This is a genomic window from Janibacter sp. HTCC2649, assembly GCF_000152705.1.
GTDB lineage: Bacteria > Actinomycetota > Actinomycetes > Actinomycetales > Dermatophilaceae > Knoellia.
The window spans coordinates 3,074,767-3,092,044 of sequence record NZ_CH672413.1 but is presented as its reverse complement, the minus strand read 5'-3'; the positions used below and the strand labels follow the sequence as shown (position 1 = coordinate 3,092,044).

The 17,278-nt window shown below is 65.3% G+C and carries 18 protein-coding genes; 6 read left to right on the top strand and 12 right to left on the bottom strand.

Translation table 11 applies throughout. From position 1 onward, the window contains the following. Positions 1 to 20: 20 nt before the first annotated feature. From JNB_RS14735 to JNB_RS14700, 8 genes are all read right to left on the bottom strand, one after another. A complete protein-coding gene (locus JNB_RS14735) occupies positions 21 to 581 on the bottom strand; it encodes a universal stress protein (RefSeq protein WP_009777299.1) in 561 nt (186 codons plus the stop codon). A gap of 10 nt (positions 582 to 591) precedes the next feature. Beyond that, entirely contained in the window at positions 592 to 2,079 is a 1,488-nt protein-coding gene (locus tag JNB_RS14730) for an MFS transporter (RefSeq protein WP_009777298.1), read from the bottom strand. A gap of 106 nt (positions 2,080 to 2,185) precedes the next feature. Further along, the gene (locus tag JNB_RS14725; RefSeq protein ID WP_009777297.1) at positions 2,186 to 3,511 is read right to left on the bottom strand and encodes an MFS transporter; all 1,326 of its coding nucleotides are present in this window, start codon (positions 3,509 to 3,511) and stop codon (positions 2,186 to 2,188) included. Between the two features lie 139 nt (positions 3,512 to 3,650). Next, positions 3,651 to 4,151 carry a pyridoxamine 5'-phosphate oxidase family protein gene (locus JNB_RS14720; RefSeq protein WP_009777296.1) on the bottom strand — a complete coding sequence of 167 codons (501 nt, stop codon included), beginning with the start codon at positions 4,149 to 4,151 and terminating at the stop codon, positions 3,651 to 3,653. Positions 4,152 to 4,363: 212 nt separating this feature from the next. Next, entirely contained in the window at positions 4,364 to 5,407 is a 1,044-nt protein-coding gene (locus tag JNB_RS14715; RefSeq protein WP_009777295.1) for a DUF695 domain-containing protein, read from the bottom strand. A 27-nt stretch (positions 5,408 to 5,434) separates the two neighbouring features. Then, the gene (locus tag JNB_RS14710) at positions 5,435 to 5,902 is read right to left on the bottom strand and encodes an SRPBCC family protein (protein ID WP_009777294.1); all 468 of its coding nucleotides are present in this window, start codon (positions 5,900 to 5,902) and stop codon (positions 5,435 to 5,437) included. A gap of 90 nt (positions 5,903 to 5,992) precedes the next feature. Beyond that, the gene (locus tag JNB_RS14705) at positions 5,993 to 6,364 is read right to left on the bottom strand and encodes a hypothetical protein (protein ID WP_148232448.1); all 372 of its coding nucleotides are present in this window, start codon (positions 6,362 to 6,364) and stop codon (positions 5,993 to 5,995) included. Positions 6,365 to 6,485: 121 nt separating this feature from the next. After that, on the bottom strand, positions 6,486 to 7,964 hold the full coding sequence (locus JNB_RS14700) for a PhoX family phosphatase (protein ID WP_009777292.1): 1,479 nt from the start codon (positions 7,962 to 7,964) through the stop codon (positions 6,486 to 6,488). A gap of 69 nt (positions 7,965 to 8,033) precedes the next feature. On the opposite strand from JNB_RS14700, the gene JNB_RS14695 reads away from it, so the two are divergent. From JNB_RS14695 to JNB_RS14675, 5 genes are all read left to right on the top strand, one after another. Continuing rightward, complete coding sequence (locus JNB_RS14695) at positions 8,034 to 8,618, top strand: molybdenum cofactor guanylyltransferase (RefSeq protein ID WP_040883856.1); 585 nt, start codon at positions 8,034 to 8,036, stop codon at positions 8,616 to 8,618. A 48-nt stretch (positions 8,619 to 8,666) separates the two neighbouring features. Continuing rightward, positions 8,667 to 9,191 carry a helix-turn-helix domain-containing protein gene (locus JNB_RS14690; RefSeq protein WP_009777290.1) on the top strand — a complete coding sequence of 175 codons (525 nt, stop codon included), beginning with the start codon at positions 8,667 to 8,669 and terminating at the stop codon, positions 9,189 to 9,191. A gap of 345 nt (positions 9,192 to 9,536) precedes the next feature. Beyond that, positions 9,537 to 10,472: an aminoglycoside phosphotransferase family protein gene (locus JNB_RS14685; protein WP_040883853.1), complete on the top strand. Its 936-nt coding sequence runs from the start codon at positions 9,537 to 9,539 to the stop codon at positions 10,470 to 10,472. An 82-nt stretch (positions 10,473 to 10,554) separates the two neighbouring features. Continuing rightward, positions 10,555 to 11,577 carry an RNA polymerase subunit sigma-70 gene (locus JNB_RS14680; RefSeq protein WP_040884951.1) on the top strand — a complete coding sequence of 341 codons (1,023 nt, stop codon included), beginning with the start codon at positions 10,555 to 10,557 and terminating at the stop codon, positions 11,575 to 11,577. A gap of 5 nt (positions 11,578 to 11,582) precedes the next feature. Next, complete coding sequence (locus JNB_RS14675; protein ID WP_009777286.1) at positions 11,583 to 12,371, top strand: DUF6069 family protein; 789 nt, start codon at positions 11,583 to 11,585, stop codon at positions 12,369 to 12,371. Here the strand turns inward: JNB_RS14675 and JNB_RS21010 are convergent. The 4 genes from JNB_RS21010 to JNB_RS14660 all read right to left on the bottom strand — a co-directional run bounded on the left by JNB_RS21010 (position 12,328) and on the right by JNB_RS14660 (position 16,749). After that, positions 12,328 to 13,566 carry a type II toxin-antitoxin system HipA family toxin gene (locus JNB_RS21010; protein ID WP_083784499.1) on the bottom strand — a complete coding sequence of 413 codons (1,239 nt, stop codon included), beginning with the start codon at positions 13,564 to 13,566 and terminating at the stop codon, positions 12,328 to 12,330. The two genes, JNB_RS14675 and JNB_RS21010, sit on opposite strands and share 44 nt — an antisense overlap. Further along, the gene (locus JNB_RS21005; protein ID WP_009777284.1) at positions 13,563 to 15,128 is read right to left on the bottom strand and encodes a DUF262 domain-containing protein; all 1,566 of its coding nucleotides are present in this window, start codon (positions 15,126 to 15,128) and stop codon (positions 13,563 to 13,565) included. The genes JNB_RS21010 and JNB_RS21005 overlap by 4 nt, the downstream gene beginning before the upstream one ends. A gap of 292 nt (positions 15,129 to 15,420) precedes the next feature. Further along, a complete protein-coding gene (locus JNB_RS14665) occupies positions 15,421 to 15,837 on the bottom strand; it encodes a cupin domain-containing protein (protein WP_009777282.1) in 417 nt (138 codons plus the stop codon). 27 nt (positions 15,838 to 15,864) lie between these two features. Then, positions 15,865 to 16,749, bottom strand: coding sequence for an aldo/keto reductase (locus tag JNB_RS14660; RefSeq protein WP_009777281.1), 885 nt, complete (start codon positions 16,747 to 16,749; stop codon positions 15,865 to 15,867). Between the two features lie 125 nt (positions 16,750 to 16,874). Between JNB_RS14660 and JNB_RS14655 the strand changes: the two genes are divergently transcribed. After that, entirely contained in the window at positions 16,875 to 17,252 is a 378-nt protein-coding gene (locus tag JNB_RS14655) for a DUF2255 family protein (protein WP_009777280.1), read from the top strand. Positions 17,253 to 17,278: the final 26 nt, after the last annotated feature.

Below are 17,278 nucleotides of genomic sequence, written 5' to 3'. Positions count from 1 at the left end.
ACGAAGTGGAATTCTGGTCGTCAGCCGCGAGCCATGGGCGGGCGATAACCCGGCCGACCCGCGAGCGCGGCCGACTTCACCGCCGCCCGGCCCACCGCACGACTCGCGCGCTCGATCGGGCTCGGCGGCTCCTGCGAGACCCGAGGCGGCATGACCACCACGGGGCACGTCGCCGAATCCACCAGCCGCTGGGCGAACAGCGGAGCCCCGGTGAACGAGCGCGGCGCGTCGACCACGAGCAGGTCCGCATCGACGGCAGCGGCGAGCAGCACCTTGCGCTTGCCTCCGCGGACGGCTCGGACCTCGGCGGTGTGGTCGTCACCCAGGACTGCGGCGACATCGGCGTCAAGGGCCAACTGCTGGGCGCGGTCGGTGGCGGGCTCGTCCGTCACGCGCGCGGCAATCCCACCCGACGTCGTCCCCGGTGGGACAGAGGGTCGCCAGGCACGGATCGCAATGAGCCGACCATGGTTCTGGGCGGCCTGAGCCGCCGCCCAGGTGAGGGCGGTCGGCGACATCGACGTGGCACTGACACCGACGACGACGGTGTAGGGACGTGGGTCCTGCGCTTCGTCAGTCACGGCAGCCTCCTCAGACCGGAAGGTGGACGGTCTCGTTGCCGTCCTTGTCATAGCTGCTCAGCGGAGGTGCGATCTCCTCGAGCGACTTGCCCTCGGCGTCGACACCCCAGATGGCTGCAACGGCTGCACCGATGAGCATGATGCCGGAGGCGATGAGGTAGCCCCAGAACATCGGGGTGCGGTCCTCGCCCTCACCGATGAGCCAGCCGTAGAAGACCGGGCCGAGAGCGCCGAAGACCTGGGCGATGGCGAAGAAGTAGGAGATCGCCTGACCTCGCGCCTCCTGCGGGAAGATCTCGGACACGGTGAGATAGCCGGCCGACGCACCCGCCGACGCGAAGAAGAACGCGACGCACCAGAAGGCCGTGTGGGTTCCCGCCGACAGGGTGCCGGCGTTGAAGAGGAAGGCCGAGATCGCCAGGACGATCGCCGCGAAGGCGTAGCAGCCGCCGATCATCTTGCGCCGACCGACGGTGTCGAAGAGCGGACCGAGGAGCAGTGGCCCGAGCAGGTTCCCGATGGCGAACGGGAAGAAGTAGACGGCTGCACTGGACGCCGTCTTGTCGTAGAAGTTCTGCAGCACGAGCGAGTACGTGAAGAAGATCGCGTTGTAGAGGAACGACTGCGTGATCATCAGCGTCGCGCCGAGCACGGTCCGCTTGGGGTAGAGCTTGAAGAAGACGTAGGCGAGCTGCTTGGGCGTGAGGCCCTCGCGCGGCTTGACCCACATGCCGTCCTTCTCCTCGTCGAGCTTGGGCAGCTTCTTGCCCGCAGCGACGACCTCTGCCTCGATGCCGGAGACGATGCGCTCGGCCTCGTCACCCTTGCCGTGGGTGACCATCCAGCGCGGGCTCTCGGGGATGTGGCGGCGCAGGTAGATGATCGCGAGACCCAGGATGGGGCCGATGAGGAAGGCCAGACGCCAGCCGACGTTCTCGCCGAAGCGGTCGGTGTCGAGCAGGAAGAGGCTGGCGAAGGCACCGATGCCGGCGCCGAACCAGTACGTGCCGTTGATGGCCAGGTCGACTCGTCCACGGAAGCGCCCGGGGATGAGTTCGTCGACGGCCGAGTTCACCGCGGAGTACTCACCACCGATGCCCATGCCCGCGACGAAACGCAGCGCGAGGAAGACGAACATGTTCGGAGAGAACGCCGCCAGTCCGGACGCGACGAGATAGAGCGCCAGGGTCATCGTGAAGAGCTTCTTGCGCCCCAGCGAGTCGGTGAGGCGACCGAAGAACAGTGCTCCGACGACCTGTCCGACGAGATAGACCGAACCGGCCAACCCGATCTGGGCGGTGCTCATCGAGAGAGATTTCTCGAATCCACCCGCTGCGACGATCTGGACCTCGAGCCCGTCAAGGATCCAGGCGGTGCCCAGTCCGAAGATGACCATCCAATGGAACTTCGTCCATGGCATGTCATGCATTCGCGCCGGAATCATGCTCCGGGTGGGCTTCTCTTCGAGCTTGTTCTCGGCGACGTCAGCTGTCGACATCCGTACTCCCTCGGGTGAAACGGAGCGCCTGACGGTGGCCGGGCACTCCTTTGCACGGTACGCCGCATGTCCCTGACCTGCAGGTTTAGACCCCGGGCAATCCAGGTCAGTCGCGGAGGGGGTTGGCGATCTCGTCGGCGGGCAGTCTGGCGCAGAGAATGGCGATGACCGCGATGATGCCCGGAACAATGCCCGCGATGAGGAACGTCGGTCGGATCCCGATCGCGTGGGACACCGGGCCCGCGAGCGCCATCGACACGGGCATGAGCGAGATCGAGACGAAGAAGTCGAGGCTCGACACCCTGCCCATGAGGTGCGGTGGCACCCGTCGCTGCAGCAGGGTGCCCCAGATGACCATCGGCGCGGAGAAGGTCATGCCCAACACGAAAGCCGCAGCAATGACGATCCAGATGTGGCCGGCATACCCGATCACGGCGAGCGGCAGCGAGCCCACGCCCCACAGGAGGTTCATCCAGGTGAGGTAGCGGCGCGGCATCCGCAACGACGCCATGGCGAGCGAACCGATCGCACCACCGACACCGAACGCGGCCAGCACCCAGGCGTGTTCACGCGGGCCACCGCCGAGACGGTCCTTGATGAGGAACGGAACGAGCACCTCGAACGGCCCCATCATCACGAGGATCATGAGGCTGGCGAAGAGGAGCGTCGCGAGCAGCCACGGGGTGCGCACCATGTAGGAGAAGCCCTCACGCATGTCGCTGTAGGCGGAGGCGATGGGGTGCTGGGCGTGACCCTCATCGAGCTGGCGACGCAGCGGTGTCTCGGGGACGGACATGAGGGCGAGGAGTCCGAGCAGGACGGAGCATGCGGCGATGACGATGGCCGTGCCGGGGTTCGCAGCGGCGATCGCGGCACCAGCCACGGCTGGTCCGATGGCCTGACCGATCGTCGGCCGCACCATGCCCTCGAAGCCGTTGACCGCCATGAGGTCCTGCGGTTCGACGAGAGCGGGCAGCCACGCGGTGTAGGCCGGGTAGTAGAACGCCATCGCCATCCCGTTGACGAAGGCCACCGTCGCGAGCATCCACAGCTGGGTGATGTCGAGGAGCGAGAGCGTCGCCACCAGCGCCATGCAGAGGAGCTCAACGCCGGCCACGACGAGCAGGATGCGCTTCTGCGGCACGCGGTCGGCGACGACACCGGCGAGCAGCGCGGGGATGATCACGCCGAGCGCCGCCGCCGTGGCGACGACACTCAGCTGCGACGCACCTCCGCCGATGCGGACGACCTCCCAGACCTGGGCGATGGCCCACACACCGGTGGCGAAGGTCGAAAAGACCAAAGCAACGGCAAGACGCCGGTATGCCGCCCCGCGGAAGGGGGTGAGGGCGCGCGGCAGCTTCCGCTCGGTCGGCTCTGCCGACGCGGGCGGGCTGGTGTTGCTGGTGGTGTCGCTGTCCGGGCGCGCCATGGTTCGAATCCTCATACCTCACGTCGGCTTGAGGTCAAGGCCCCGGGTTGGGCGCGGCCGTTGGCTCGACGTTGGGGTCCAGCCTCCACCCGAGCACTGACACCGCGCCACCAGATTTCGGGCCATGAGCAGGAGCGGCTCAGGCGCGTTGGCGAGCTTCGCGCTGTTGGACGAGTTCCTCCACAGCGCTCGGGATCGTCGTCTCGAAGTCGATGAGCTTCGCCCATGTAGGGGTCACGACGATCCGGACCATGCCGTCGACGTAGAGCGACCGAATCTCCTTCTCCCACTCCACGCGCTGATCGGCACTCATCTCGTAGGTGCTGTTCGCCTCGAGATACTCGTCGGGGATGCCGTCGGTGAAGTCGAGTTCCGCCCGACCGCGGATGAGCAGGATCTTGGGCGGGTGCACCTCGGTGTCGATGGTCAGCGCCACCATCGGGTTGGCGCGCAGGGCGTGAATCTTGGGCGCGTTCTTCGTGGTGCACATGACGACCGTCGAGCCGTGCCACGCGAACGCGATGGGGATGGTGCGGGGCGTGCCGTCCTTGGCCACATAGGCCAGCCGGGTCAAGTCGCGAGCCAACAACTCCTGGCTGTACGGCCGGTTGAGAATCTCGGTGATCTCCTGGGTGTCCATGCTGCGTCCTCCCTCTGGTCGCGCGGCCCGAGTCGGCCGCTCATGCACCAGAGACGGAACCACCAGGCCATTCTCGACATCACCAGGCGGCCAATTTGCGAGATCTCCCCCGATTCACAAGTCGAGATACAGCAACACGCCGCACGCACCGTCCTCGGCCCCGCGTGTCGGTCTATCTCGACTTCAACGGGACTTCGCCCGAGCGCCGCGACCTAACTGCGCAAGTGGGCGACGCCGTTCCAGGCGGGGTCGGGCTGGTCCGTGACCTCGCACCTGCCTTGGTCCCAACCGGCCACGGCCGCGCGCACCACCGACGCCCCAGGCCCGGTCGAGTCGACGTAGAAGTGCAGCGTCCGCACGCCAGCACCCGTCTCGTGGGCGACGATGCGCCCAGCCCCACCGAGCCGCTCGGCGACGTGGTCCTCGAATGCTCGCAGGGCCGACAGTGACCCGTCGCCGGGCAGCCCTTCATCGGTGCGATCCGTGTAGGCCACCGACACCGTCACGTGTTGGTCGAGCTCGGGCGCGCTGGTCGCGCGCAGTGGCACCTGGGCCATGGCGATGACCCTCCCAGAGGGCCGCTCGCCCTCCATGAGGACCCACGTCGGTTCGCCATCGTCGTCACGATGCTCGGTAGCCAGCCCGTCGACGACCGCAGCGAGGTGCACCAGCGGGAAGCCATCAAGCGGCGCCTCCACCGCGGGAGCGATCTGGCCGAGCCAGGTCTCGACGTCGTTCTCGCCCACGGCTTCGTCAAGAGCGAGCCAGGTGACCTGCTGGCGCACGTCCTCAGGCAGGTCACGAAAGCTCGGGTGGTGGACGGTCACGTCGAGGTGCGCGCCCTCGCGCCGTGCACCAATCACCACTTCGGAGAACCCAATTCGGTGCGGGCCGATCTCGAGGGACCCGTCGCAGGAGCCACGCTGCCGACTGTCGGCGTACTCCCACGTCGCGTCAGCAGGAGGCGCGCTCCGCAGCCACCGGCGAGCCGCCGCACGAATGTCCGGGTTGCCCTCGGGCGAGACCACGAGCATGTGCGCGGCATCCCGACCAGGCCCGAGCTCCCACGCCAGCCCGGGGTCGATCGCCTTCACCCGCGCCGAGATGGGTTCGACCATGGGCGACGGGTCGCGGTCGGCGATGCCCTGGGCAGTGCGCCCGGCACCTTCAGCCGTCCACCATGCCCAGAACTCGTCGATGCCCTGCTGCTGCACCACACCCGGGCCGGGCTGCGCCTTGCGACGGAAGATCCCCATGCCGCAGATCCTCGCACCCGACTCGGCTCACTTCAGGAGGATGGCTTCAACCTCTTCGAGGGCCTTGCGCGCATAGCTGTTCCACATCGCGCCGAACGCCGGCATGAGCAGCCGCCCCGCCGTCGTCGGTGTGATGTCCCACGCCCACGTGATCCGCGTGCCCGTCCCCGCCGAATCGAACGACCACCGACCGATGGCACTCGCGATGAGCGGCTTCATCGGTCCGGACAGCGGCGAGATCGTGTAGCCGAACGACCCGGGCCGGTCCAGCGACGTCAACGTCTCACGCAGAGTCCCGCCGTCGGTGGTCACGATCGTCCGCGTCTGGCCGACGGAACCCCACTCCCCCACCTGGTCGCGAACCTCCTTGATCGGAGGGATCGCCACACTGCGGCGCCGGAAGATCTCGGGCAGCGGGTACGGCAGGACGCGGTCGAACGCCTCCTCGACCGGGACGGGGACGGCACGGGACTGCGACAGCTTCAGGGTGGCCATGCAGTCAGCGTGACACGACGACAACGCAAAGGCGCGCGTATGCCGGGAAGCCAGCTGACCGGCATACGCGCGCTGTGGTGTGGTCTGGACTCAGGCGCCCGAGAAGGTCTTCGTCTCGCAGTACTGGGTCTGACCCCAGTCGCCGAGCTGACAGATCACGAGCTTGAGCATCGCGTTCTCGCGCTGCACGTCGCGTCGCTCGGAGTAGCACGTCCGTGCACCGGTCCTGACGGGCGCCTTCTCAGCCCAGGAGCCGTCCGCCTGCTGAACCTTCAACTGGGCGTACCCGCCGTGGTAGTCATTTCCACACGCGGTGACCGTGTCGGTCGAGTCGTCATACCGCCCCGTGGTCGCCCCCAAGCCCGAGTATCCGAACATGTCACCTGCCATCGCAGAAGGCGCCACCAGAATCATGGACGCGGTCATCGCCGCGGCCCCCACCAGGATCTTCATAGCTCTCATGGGGCAGGAGCGTAGTGAACCGTCGCCTCCCGCGCCTGTTGAGACAGACAAAGCCAGCGTATGCCGGTCAGCTGACTGACCGGCATACGCCGAGTTCCGTTGTGGGACAGGACAAACAGCGTCAGACGCCGATGCGCTCCCACGGGCCCCAGATGGCGAAGGTCATGCCCGCGCTCGCCTGGATGTTGACGAAGAGCGTCTGGCCGTCGGGGCTGAACGTCGAGCCGGCGAACTCGTCGTCGTAGCGCGGCAATCCGGTGCGGGCGGACTCGGCGCGGTTGAGGGCGATGTCCCAGAGCTGGCCGCCACGGCTGAGACCGCGGACGTAGTTGTCCTGGTTGCTGTCCTCGCAGACGACGAGCGTGCCGCGGTTGCTGACGGTGATGTTGTCGGGGAAGTCGAAGGTCTGTTTGCCCGGTGACTGGTAGACGAGGCGGAGCTTCTGGGAGCGGGTGTCGTAGGCCCAGACCTGCCCAAAACCGTTGCCATAACCGTTGATCAGCTCGTCGCCGGTCTCCTGTGCGCCGCCGGCCTGGGTGGAGGTGAAGTAGACGACGCCGTTGTCGAAGATCTGGCCCTCGAGGCGAGAGAAGCCAGCTGCACCGAGAGCCCGGCCCTGGTTGCCGACCGCCTGAAGGCACGAGTCGTTGCTGGGCAGGGCGCCACCCGGCCCCGGCGCGAACGTCGGGTCAGGGTCGGCGATGTCGACCCATTCGACGTCGTAGACGACGCCCTTGTTCTGGTGACCTTCGAGGTGGGCGTTCGGCTGGCCCTTGATCGCGAGCATCTGGAGGGTGCCGTCGTTGTCGAGGTGGCCGGACTCCATGGGGTTGGTCGCCGGCGTGTAGCGGTAGAAGCCCGACGGGAAGGCGAAGTTGTCCTCCGTGAGATAGAGCCGACCCTCGCGCGGGTCGAACGACACGGCCTCGTGGGGGAAGCGACCGGCCTGCGTGATCGGCATGGCCGTCGCCCTGCCGTCGACGGGGACCTCGAAGACGTAGCCGTGCTTCTTGGTGAACCCGGTGTTGGGGGCACCCGTGAAGTCCGGTCCGACGTCGGGCCCGTTGACGGTCTCCTCGCACGTCACCCAGGCACCCCACGGCATCGGCCCACCGGAGCAGTTGTTGGCCGTGCCGTTGATGGCGGTGAAGGCGTTCGCGACCTGGCCGTCGTCGCTGACGTCGATGTGGGTGCAGCCACCCTTGGCACCGGGGTCGTAGGTCCACGCCCCCTGGGGACCGAACGCGGCGCCTGTGCCGGCAACCTCGTGGTTGCGGATGAGCGTGACGTTGCCATCGGGTCCGGCGAAGGCGGCCATGCCGTCGTGGCGGCCGGGCAGCACGGTGCCGTCGTCGAGGGTGATCGGAGTTTCGGTGTCGTGGAACGAGCGGTAGCTGAACCCCTCGGGAAGGTGGAGTCTCACCTTGCCGTCACGTTCGTCGGGGATGGGGCGCAGTCCGCGGAACGCTGGTCCGCCGAGCGCGCCGACGGGCGCGGCTCCGGCCGGTCCGGCCACGAGTCCTGCGAACGGGCCGGCGAGCGCGGTGGCACCCGCGGCGGCCGCCGCACCCTTGAGTACGGTGCGTCTCTCAACTGCCATGTCGTCACTCCTTTGTGAGCAGGGAATCCCCCAACGTATGCCCGTGCGCTGGGCGGCGACAATGGTCACGTGGCGTCTTCTGTGAGCGTGATCGTGCTGGCCGGGGGCACCTCGCGCCGCTTTGGTTCCGACAAACTCGCTGCGTTGCTGCCCGATGGTGTGTCCGTTTTGGATCACTGCCTCTTGGGTATGCCGCCCGCTTGGGGTGTCGTGGTCGTCGGGCCTTCGCGAGTGGTTCCGTCAGCTGTGGCGGGGCGGGTGCGGTTCGTGCAGGAGTCGCCTGTGGGTGGTGGGCCGCTGGCTGGGGTGGCGGCTGGGTTGTCTCTGGTCAGGGGCGACGTGGTGTGTGTGGCTGCGGGGGATGCGCCGTTGGCTGGTTCGGTGCTGCCCTTGTTGGTGACTGCGCTGGAAGGTGATTCGTCGGTGGACGCTGCCGTGCTGAGCGACGGTGAGGGACAGGCAAATCCGTTGCTCGCAGCATACCGAGTCAATGCTTTGCGGGACGCGATGCCGGGCTCCCCCGCGAACCTGCCCGCCCGAAAACTGCTGTCTTTGGCGCACCGTTTGGTGCGGCTGGGTGTCGACGTCACTGACATCGACACCCCTGACGATCTGAACCGGTTCTCATCGATGAAACACCAGAAACGCCACTAGTCTGCTTGGTTGTTGTGTTTTTGGTGTTTGGGATGCGATCATGAGTGCATGTTGACCGTGCCCCAGACGGACCCGGAGCAGCTGTTGACCACAGGCCAGGCGGCACAGCTCCTCGGTTCCTCACGCCAGCACGTCGTTGACCTGTGCGAGTCCGGTGACCTTCCGTACCTGACGGTGGGCACTCATCGCCGCATTCGACGGGCAGACGTGGAGGAGGCGCAGCAGCGGACCTCACGAGCGAACCGCTCCGACCGACGCAGCCGTTGGCTGAACATCGCGGTTGCAGGCGAATTGGTGCGCGATCCGGACACGGTGCTGAACCGTGCGCGCGGGAACCTTGAGCGGCTGCAGGAGAAGCACCCGCGCGGCCAGGGCGCGATGTGGTTGCGCCAGTGGGAGAAGTTGCTCAACGGTCCGGTCGAGGAAGTACTCGACGTGTTGACTTCGCAGACGCCGCGGGCGCGTGAGTTGCGGGCGAACTCGCCCTTCGCTGGTGTGCTCAGCGTTAAGGATCGCGACGAGGTGCTCCACGCGTTCCAGGCCCAACAGATGGGTGGCGGGAGCGGCTCGTGAGGTTCGCGCCTGCAGGCGCGAACTGGGCCACTGGCCTTGCCTTGAACCTCACGATCTGGTTCTGTCCAAGCTCGTCGCCGGGCGGATGAAGGACTACGAGTTCGTGACGGCGCTGCTCGAGGCTGGGCTTGTGCGGCCTGACGTCCTCCTTCACCGCGCAGCTGTTGCCCATCGGGCCTCTGCGCATCCGACGCATCGTCGAGCGGCTCAGCTCCTACACGCTGCGCCACAACAGTCGCTAGCCCGGATGTCAGCCCGAAAGTGGCTGGCCCTCCCCCACGTGTTGGTGCAGGCTGAAGTCGAAGTTCACGACATCGACACCCCCGAGGATTTGGAGCGCTTCCTGTGCCGAGCCTTGGCCCAGCGCCGGAGCGCATCACTGTGGATGCGGAGCAGGTCCAGCGGCTCATCACGGAGCAGTTCCCGCAGTGGGCGGCGCTCCCGATCAGGCCGGTGGACGTCGGAGGGTGGGACAACGCGACATTCCATCTGGGCGACGACATGGTGGTCCGATTGCCCACGGCGAGTGAGTATTCGCTGGCTGTGGCGAAAGAGCACGAGTGGCTTCCCGTTCTGGCGTCGCAGCTGCCGCTGCCCATCCCGACTCCGCTGGCGAAGGGCGAACCGGGGGCGGGCTATCCGTTCCCGTGGTCGATCTATTCGTGGCTCGATGGGGAGACGGCGAGCTTTGACGAGATCGCGGATCCGGTGGGGTTCGCGGATGACCTTGCCGATTTTGTCGCTGCGCTGCGGAGCGTCGACGTGGCTGGCGGGCCCCGGCCTGGGAAGCACAACTGGTTCCGTGGCGGGACGCTGAAGACCTTTGAGCCGTTGGCGCAGAGGGCTCTTCGCGATTTGGCCGGGCACGTCGACACGGACCTGGCGCGCGAGATCTGGGCGGACTCGCTGGGCGCGACCTGGGACGGTGTGGATGTCTGGTTCCATGGCGACCTCGCGCAGGGCAACCTCTTGCTCGCGGGCGGGGAGCTGGCGGCCGTGATCGACTTCGGGACCTGTGGTGTGGGCGACCCGGCATGTGACCTGGCGATCGCGTGGACGCTGTTGACTCCGGACGGGCGGGAGGTCTTTCGCGAGCGGCTGGGCATTGACGATGCAACGTGGGCGCGCGGTCGCGGCTGGGCCCTCTGGAAGACGCTCACCATGCGCGCCGGCAGCCTTGGCGAGTCGGACGATGACGCGGTGAACGACCGGCGGGTTCTGGAGGAGATCTTCGCGGAGTACGCAGCGTTTGGATCGGGAGGTCGCGCCGTCGGCGCCTGAGTCCTGAGCACGAGTGATGAGTTTTCGCGGCCGTTTCCGTCATACCTATCGACAGGACACGACAAGCGGAAGGATGACGGTGATGAGTGCGAAGACCGGACTTGAGGGGCTGGGCCTGAGTGGGCTCGGCGTGAATGGGCTGGGCGAGGTCGGCGAGACCGCGTTCACGGGGCTCGCCGAGAAGCACCGGCGGGAGCTGCACGTGCACTGCTATCGGATGCTCGGGTCGTTCGAGGATGCCGAGGACGCGGTGCAGGAGACGTTCCTGCGTGCGTGGAAGCGTCGGGAGACCTTCGAGGGTCGGTCGACGTTCCGGGCCTGGCTCTACAAGATCGCCACGAATGCCTGCCTCGACTTGCTGGCCAAGCGTCGGCCTGAGCCAGCGTCTGGTGGTGAGGTGCTGTGGTTGCAGCCCTACCCGGACTCGATGCTCGACGAGGTGGCTGCGACGGACGCGGACGAGCCGGAGGCGATTGCCGTGGCGCGGGAGACGATCGAGCTGGCGTATGTCGTTGCGGTGCAGCATCTTGCGCCTCGCCCACGGGCCGTACTGATCCTGCGGGACGTGCTCAGCTGGCCGGCCAAGGAGGTCGCGGAACTGCTCGGCGATTCGGTCAACTCCGTGAACAGCGCACTTCAACGGGCGCGGGCTGGGATGCGTGAACACCTGCCCGAGGAGCGACAGGACTGGACTGGCGGAGTGGCTGCCGAGGAGGACGCCGACCTGCGCGAGTTCGTGCGTCGCTACACCGAGGCCAGCGTGGCCACGGACATCGACGTGCTGGCAGCCATGATTCGCGAGGACATCCGCACCTCGATGCCGCCCACCCCGGCTCTGCAGATCGGCCGCCATGAGGTCGTGACCTACTGGATCGAGAGCGGCTTCGAGGGCTCGACAGGTCTGCGCACTGTCCCGACGTACGTGAACCGGCAGCCTGCCGTGGCCTTCTACCAGTGGGAGGCGGCGCAGGGCGCCCACTTGCCGCTGACGATCGACGTCCTGCGCTTCACCGGCGGGGCGATCACCGAGATCACCACGTTCCACGACGACCAGTTCCCGCGGCTCGGACTGCCGGAGAGCCTCCCGGCTGACGGCACGGAGTAGTCCCCGTGCGAACGCTCGCGCTGCACGGTGGCGAGCGGGTCGAGGTCGACGACGCCGAATGGCGTGACGCGTTCGCCGTCGTCACCCACGGGCAGGTCCAGTTGGAGCTGCGCGACGGCTCGCCCGGTCCAGTCCTTGGACAAGACGCCGGGTTCTGGCTCCAGGGCACCGGCGTACGCGCCCTGCTCAACCCCGGCCCTCACACGGCAATGGTCCACATCGCCACACCCCGAATACCCACGAACGATCGACGGAGGAATGACATGAGCAATTTCAAGAACACCCAAACCAACGCTGGCCCGGCCTCAAGCCTGGCGGGCTCCAGTCAGAAGCCTCGAATCCGCCAACTCGTCGGCAAGGGCTTGCTTGCAGCGGTCGGAGCGGCAGTTACAACCACCCTCGTTGCTGCCGTGGCCAAGGCGGCTGGTGTCGATTTCGAAATCCCCGATGGCGGGGAGACGATCCCGCTGTCCGGCATCGCCTTCGTGACGTTCGTCTTCTCCATCGCGGGCGTCCTCATCGCCGCCGCCCTCGTTCGCTGGAGCGACCACCCAGCCAAGCGATGGGCCCAGGTAGCGATGACCCTGACCACCCTCTCCCTGATCCCACCCTTCCTCTCAGGCGCAGCCGCCAGGACAGTTGCAGCCCTCGTCGCCCTCTACCTCGTCGCCGCAACAGTGATGATCCCTACCCTGACCCGAAGCGTTCTCCGCGGACGGAAACGTCGCTACGCCAACCGCATGCCCTTGGTCAGACTGAGGCGCTCAAAGGCAGCTCGCCCATGCGCTGGGTGAGCCGCTCGAATTGATCAGAAGGCAGCATCTCCTTCAATTCCGGCCATACTTCACGCACACGATGGACTGCTTCCGTGGCTCTGGCAATGGCCTGAGATTCACCGAACTCGGTGACCTTTCCAATGCGCCCGAAACTATCAGGTAGCACATCCACAAACCTTTTGGATCCGTTCAAATTGAGACCTAGGTCGTCTTCGTCCACATATAGCACTGTAGGGACGACATCATAAAGGGGGCTCAACTCGGGATTTATGCCATCAGGATACTCAACCGCCCAGTTCTTAAGGTGAGCATCACCGTTGCCTATCAAAACGTTGAAGACGATGCGGTCAATCACTTCTCCGACTGAATCGATCCCAGTGAGACGGGCGGAAACGTTGGCGACCGCCTCAAAATTGGTATATCGATACTTAGCTTGCTCTCGCGCAGTTGCAATATCGAAGATTTGAGCGAACTCCTCAACATGAATCCTCTGTCCATCGGCCCGGCGATCGAATCTCTCGATCGCAAAAGACTGCCTCCCACCCGATTCAGCCCATTTGCCCAATCCATCCACCGTTCGAGCGTCAACCATGGCCACACGAGGAACGCGCAGGCCCGCCCTTGAAGCAAGGGTCATGGCTGCGAACTCGGCCTCAGGCACTCCCTCGAATCCTGCCCTGCGGTCTGGAAGTTTCAGGATCATGTTCCCCGCCGCCCCCGACACAGGAACAGTGAGCCCCCGGTCAGAACTGTGGATGGAGAACTTCATCTGCAATCCGGCTAAACTAAACTTAAGAACGGGATCGAGAAATTGTGCGGAATCATCGTCATCCGGATCAGTCGGAGGCTCACTGTCGGACTCGCCATCCCATGGGAATACCCGAAGGGCCCCAGGCAGATCCTCGGCTCCCAACGCAGACAAAAGCGGCAACTCGCGAACTCTATTTATTCCGGCGGCGTTCGCAACTGCATTGCGCAAGCTTCCCTCCGGAAGAAGGTGCGAGAACCACCGAGGAATCGCCACCTTTGTGCTCGGTTTCCAGTCCTGGCGATGATCTTCAAACACCTGCCCCAAGACGGGCCTTCGCGCTAGCGACCAGTAACCCTCGAAAGTTTCGAACCAATTAGTGTCGTAGCGAGTTCGCAGAACGCCGACATCCACCCAATTTCCGTCAATGCGCTGCAACTGGACTAGAAGCGGGGCTTCGTTCACGACGCCACCTCAGGGTCGGGGACCAGAAGCGAATTCAAGGGCGGACGGACGCGCATTCCTGTGGCCAACTTGCTGTTCACCATGTTTAAGGTGACAGCCTCCACGTGCTTCGCTCGCTCGGCCAAGAAGGCTTCAATATCACCCGCTCGTAGAGCTGCTGCTGCGATCGGGGAGACTGCGTGGCTGGCCAAGATGGCCGAGTCCTCATGGCCCGTAAGATCCGGCCATTCTCTTAGCCAGAAGCCGCGCGCGCCGATCCGGGACCGATGCTTGGGAACGAGATCCCCAATAGCATCGGCTCCAAATCGGCCTAGCACATCCCCAAGGTCGAGACTTTCTCCAGTAGGCGAAAGTGGCTTTAGGGCCGCGAGGGCAACAAGCACTAGCCGGGCATTCGCATTGTCGGTTCTGAAATTGCCAATTCCTAGATCCGTCAATTCCTGATCCCGGACTGGCTCTAGAAGTGCCTTCAATGCCGCGAACTCTCCGGGGGCTTCTTCAGGTCGCTTCTTCCGCGGGTTGACGCTTCTTACAGCCCTCCTGAGAGCCGGCGTTTGTCCACCTTCACGTCCGAAACCGTGAACCCATCCGCGCCAAAGCCAGCGAGAGATTAGACGCTCAATGGATGGCTCGGGGTCGGAGTGAAGGTGAAAGAAGGCCGCCAGAACCGGCAAGGGGAAACTCGAGGGGAGCAGGAGTTGATGCACAATTCCTTCTCCCTGAAGGAACCGGAGGCTCTTGTCGAGTGCACGCTCGGTCTGCTCGTACCAGTCCGCCGGATCTTCATCTTCCGAGAACTCGTCGTGAATATCCCGTTGAACGTCTCCGCCCCGCATTGCCAGCAAACTCTGCACGACCCGGTTCTCAGGTATTTCCCCAAATCCGATACGGCGCAATTCTGCGACGACGGTAGCAGGGCTTCCGGGCTCGGACTCGTTGGCGAACAGCGCGTGAAAGACTTGGGCTCGGGTGATTGGTTTCCCAGCGCTATTCACTCGGTCGAAGACCTCCCGCAAAAGGCGTTCATCGTTCCCCTCGACAATATAGGCCGGAACCCGGTAGTCACGCAGAGCCCCACCTAGCGCGTCCGCAACCTCAAGGTCACTGTCCTCCAAGTCCTCACCATGCTCCCTCAGCCATGAGAGCAGATTGCGAGACTCCAGAGTTTCGCGAACCGGGATCGACCGAGGAGGCGGCATCCCGCGGTTCAGGCCTACGAATCGTCCGCGCGACAGGTCGAAGAAGACTTCGAAGCGCTCGTCCATCGGTCCGTTACGTGGCGACAGCGAGGCAACCAGGGCAGTCAATCGCTGCTGCCCATCCACGACCATTAGAGCATCAGTCGTGGCAGGCGCATTGAATTCTACGCTGCCAAACGTGACTGCTTGCGCGGGTACATCCTGACGCCACAGCAGCAGCGTGCCGATTGGGAATCCTCGGTAGATGCTGTCAAACAAGCGGCGGACATCCGACGCATCCCACACAAATGACCGTTGAAAGCGTGGGACACGCAACTTGCCCGCAGAGGCCAATGTCAGCAATCTTGGAATGTCGTATGTCACCGAGCTCGACGTCGACCGATCCAAAGGTGGCGTTGACGCGTTCATCGCTTTGTCCCTCCGGTGCTATTGGTTCGAGTCTGAGTGTTCCATGAGTCTGTGACATTGGGTTCAACCGTGACACCACGAGCATCTGCGACGACGCGTCTCTGGAACTATCACCGCGTGATCTGACTGACCGACTGCGTCACTGACGCACTCCCTGCCACGCGACCCTTCGGGCCACACCCCCAACCGAAGGATGTGGACGACATAGGCACCGGGTAGCGATCAGTCTGCTCAGACTCGTCACGGACTATCCGGGTGGGCGAAGTACGGCGCGGTAATCCTCGTCGTTGACGTGCTCCAGCCAGGTGGTCGTGGTGGCCGGGTCGTCTGCGGCATCAAGCATGGCGATGTGCTCCATGAACGAGTCAGGAGTCGCGCCGTGCCAGTGCTCCTCCCCCGGTGGGCAGTACAGCGTCTGGCCAGCGGTCGCCTCGACCTTCTCCTGGCCGCGGGGCTGCACCCACGCCACGCCTTGCGTGATGTGCAGCGTCTGGCCGAGCGCGTGCGAGTGCCAAGCGGTCCGTGCACCAGGCGCGAACCGCACCTTGGCTACGATCATCCGTTGGCCCTCATCACGAGGAGAAGCAATCGGATCAAGCCAGACGTCGCCCGTGAACTGCTCAGGCGGGTTCTTCGTCGTGGGCGTGCGGGGATCAATCTGCATGAGGCTGCCTTCCTTCAGATGTTCAGTTCAGGCTTCGGGGATCTCGCGACCAAAGGCCTCGAGAGTGATGGCCTCGGGCTCGGCCCCACCACGAACTCCGGTGTCCAGAGCGTCGATCGCCGCGATCTCCTCGCCACTGAGCTCGAAGTCAAAGATGTCGAAGTTCTCCGCGATGCGCGAAGGCGTGACCGACTTGGGGATGACCTGACGCCCCTCCTGCACGTGCCACCGCAGCATCACCTGAGCCGCCGACTTCCCATGAGCCAATGCAATCGCGCCGATCACCGGGTCCTGCAGCGTCGAACCGTGCGAACCATCGCGATAGAACGTGATTCCACCGATCGGCGACCACGCCTGCGTCACAACGCCAGCAGCAGCATCAGCAGCAATCACCCCCGGCTGGCGGAAGTACGGGTGCACCTCGATCTGGTTCACCGCCGGCACCACCGACGCCACCTCGAGCAGCTGCGTCAGGTGCGACTCCATGAAGTTGCTGACGCCGATCGCCCGCACCTTCCCGTCGGCCAACAGCTGCTCCAGAGCCCGGTACGCCTCCAGCGTCTTCCCGAACTCACCCGGCAGCGCCTGGTGAAGGATGAAGAGGTCGAGCTGCTCGAGCCCCAGCTTCCCCGCGCTCTTGTCGAACGCGTGCAGCGTCTCGTCGTAGCCGTAGTCGCTGATCCACACCTTCGTCTCGACGAACACTTCGTTGCGCGCAACCCCCGACCGGCGCAGACCCTCACCGACCTCGCGCTCATTGCCGTACGCCGCGGCCGTGTCGATGTGGCGGTAGCCCGTCTCCAGCGCCACCTCCACTGCAGTGATGGTCTCGTCGGGCGGCGTCTGGAAGACCCCAAAACCCAGGGCCGGCATCTCGACGTCGTTGTTCAGCTTCACAGTGGGAACCTTCATGTCTTCGACGCTAGACCTCACCCACCCATCATGGGAGTCCCTGCTGATCGGGGCACTGGCAGACCCTCCCTCACCCCTTGCGCACGTCCTACGTTGGAGTCCCCACCCTCACCAGAAGGACCGCCATGACCACCTGGACCGACGACGAACTCACCCGCATCGGCCGCGCCGAGGAACTCCAGGTCTCCTCCTACCGCAAGGACGGCACGCTCCGCTCCTACGTCACGATCTGGACCGCGCGCTCCGGCGACGACATCTTCATCCGCTCCGCCCACGGCCGCGCCAACGGCTGGTTCAAGCGCGCCTTGGCCAGCGGCACCGGCCGGATCCGCGCCGGCGGAGTCGAGAAGGACGTCACCTTCGACGAACCCAGCCAAGACGTCCACGCAGACCTCGACGCGGCCTACCACCAGAAGTACGACCGCTACGGCCCCGCCATCGTCGGCTCCGTCACCGGCTCGCACGCCGTCGGCGAGACGCTGCGCCTCCTCCCCCACAACTGAGGCGTATGCCGTGTGCGCCCCTGCGC

Excerpts from the sequence above, each read along its gene's own strand:
- JNB_RS14730 (WP_009777298.1), bottom strand. The coding sequence starts at position 2,079 with ATGTCGACAGCTGACGTCGCCGAGAACAAGCTCGAAGAGAAGCCCACC.
- JNB_RS14725 (WP_009777297.1), bottom strand. The coding sequence starts at position 3,511 with ATGGCGCGCCCGGACAGCGACACCACCAGCAACACCAGCCCGCCCGCG.
- JNB_RS14720 (WP_009777296.1), bottom strand. The coding sequence starts at position 4,151 with ATGGACACCCAGGAGATCACCGAGATTCTCAACCGGCCGTACAGCCAG.
- JNB_RS14715 (WP_009777295.1), bottom strand. The coding sequence starts at position 5,407 with ATGGGGATCTTCCGTCGCAAGGCGCAGCCCGGCCCGGGTGTGGTGCAG.
- JNB_RS14710 (WP_009777294.1), bottom strand. The coding sequence starts at position 5,902 with ATGGCCACCCTGAAGCTGTCGCAGTCCCGTGCCGTCCCCGTCCCGGTC.
- JNB_RS14705 (WP_148232448.1), bottom strand. The coding sequence starts at position 6,364 with ATGAGAGCTATGAAGATCCTGGTGGGGGCCGCGGCGATGACCGCGTCC.
- JNB_RS14700 (WP_009777292.1), bottom strand. The coding sequence starts at position 7,964 with ATGGCAGTTGAGAGACGCACCGTACTCAAGGGTGCGGCGGCCGCCGCG.
- JNB_RS14690 (WP_009777290.1), top strand. The coding sequence starts at position 8,667 with ATGTTGACCGTGCCCCAGACGGACCCGGAGCAGCTGTTGACCACAGGC.
- JNB_RS14680 (WP_040884951.1), top strand. The coding sequence starts at position 10,555 with ATGAGTGCGAAGACCGGACTTGAGGGGCTGGGCCTGAGTGGGCTCGGC.
- JNB_RS14665 (WP_009777282.1), bottom strand. The coding sequence starts at position 15,837 with ATGCAGATTGATCCCCGCACGCCCACGACGAAGAACCCGCCTGAGCAG.
- JNB_RS14660 (WP_009777281.1), bottom strand. The coding sequence starts at position 16,749 with ATGAAGGTTCCCACTGTGAAGCTGAACAACGACGTCGAGATGCCGGCC.
- JNB_RS14655 (WP_009777280.1), top strand. The coding sequence starts at position 16,875 with ATGACCACCTGGACCGACGACGAACTCACCCGCATCGGCCGCGCCGAG.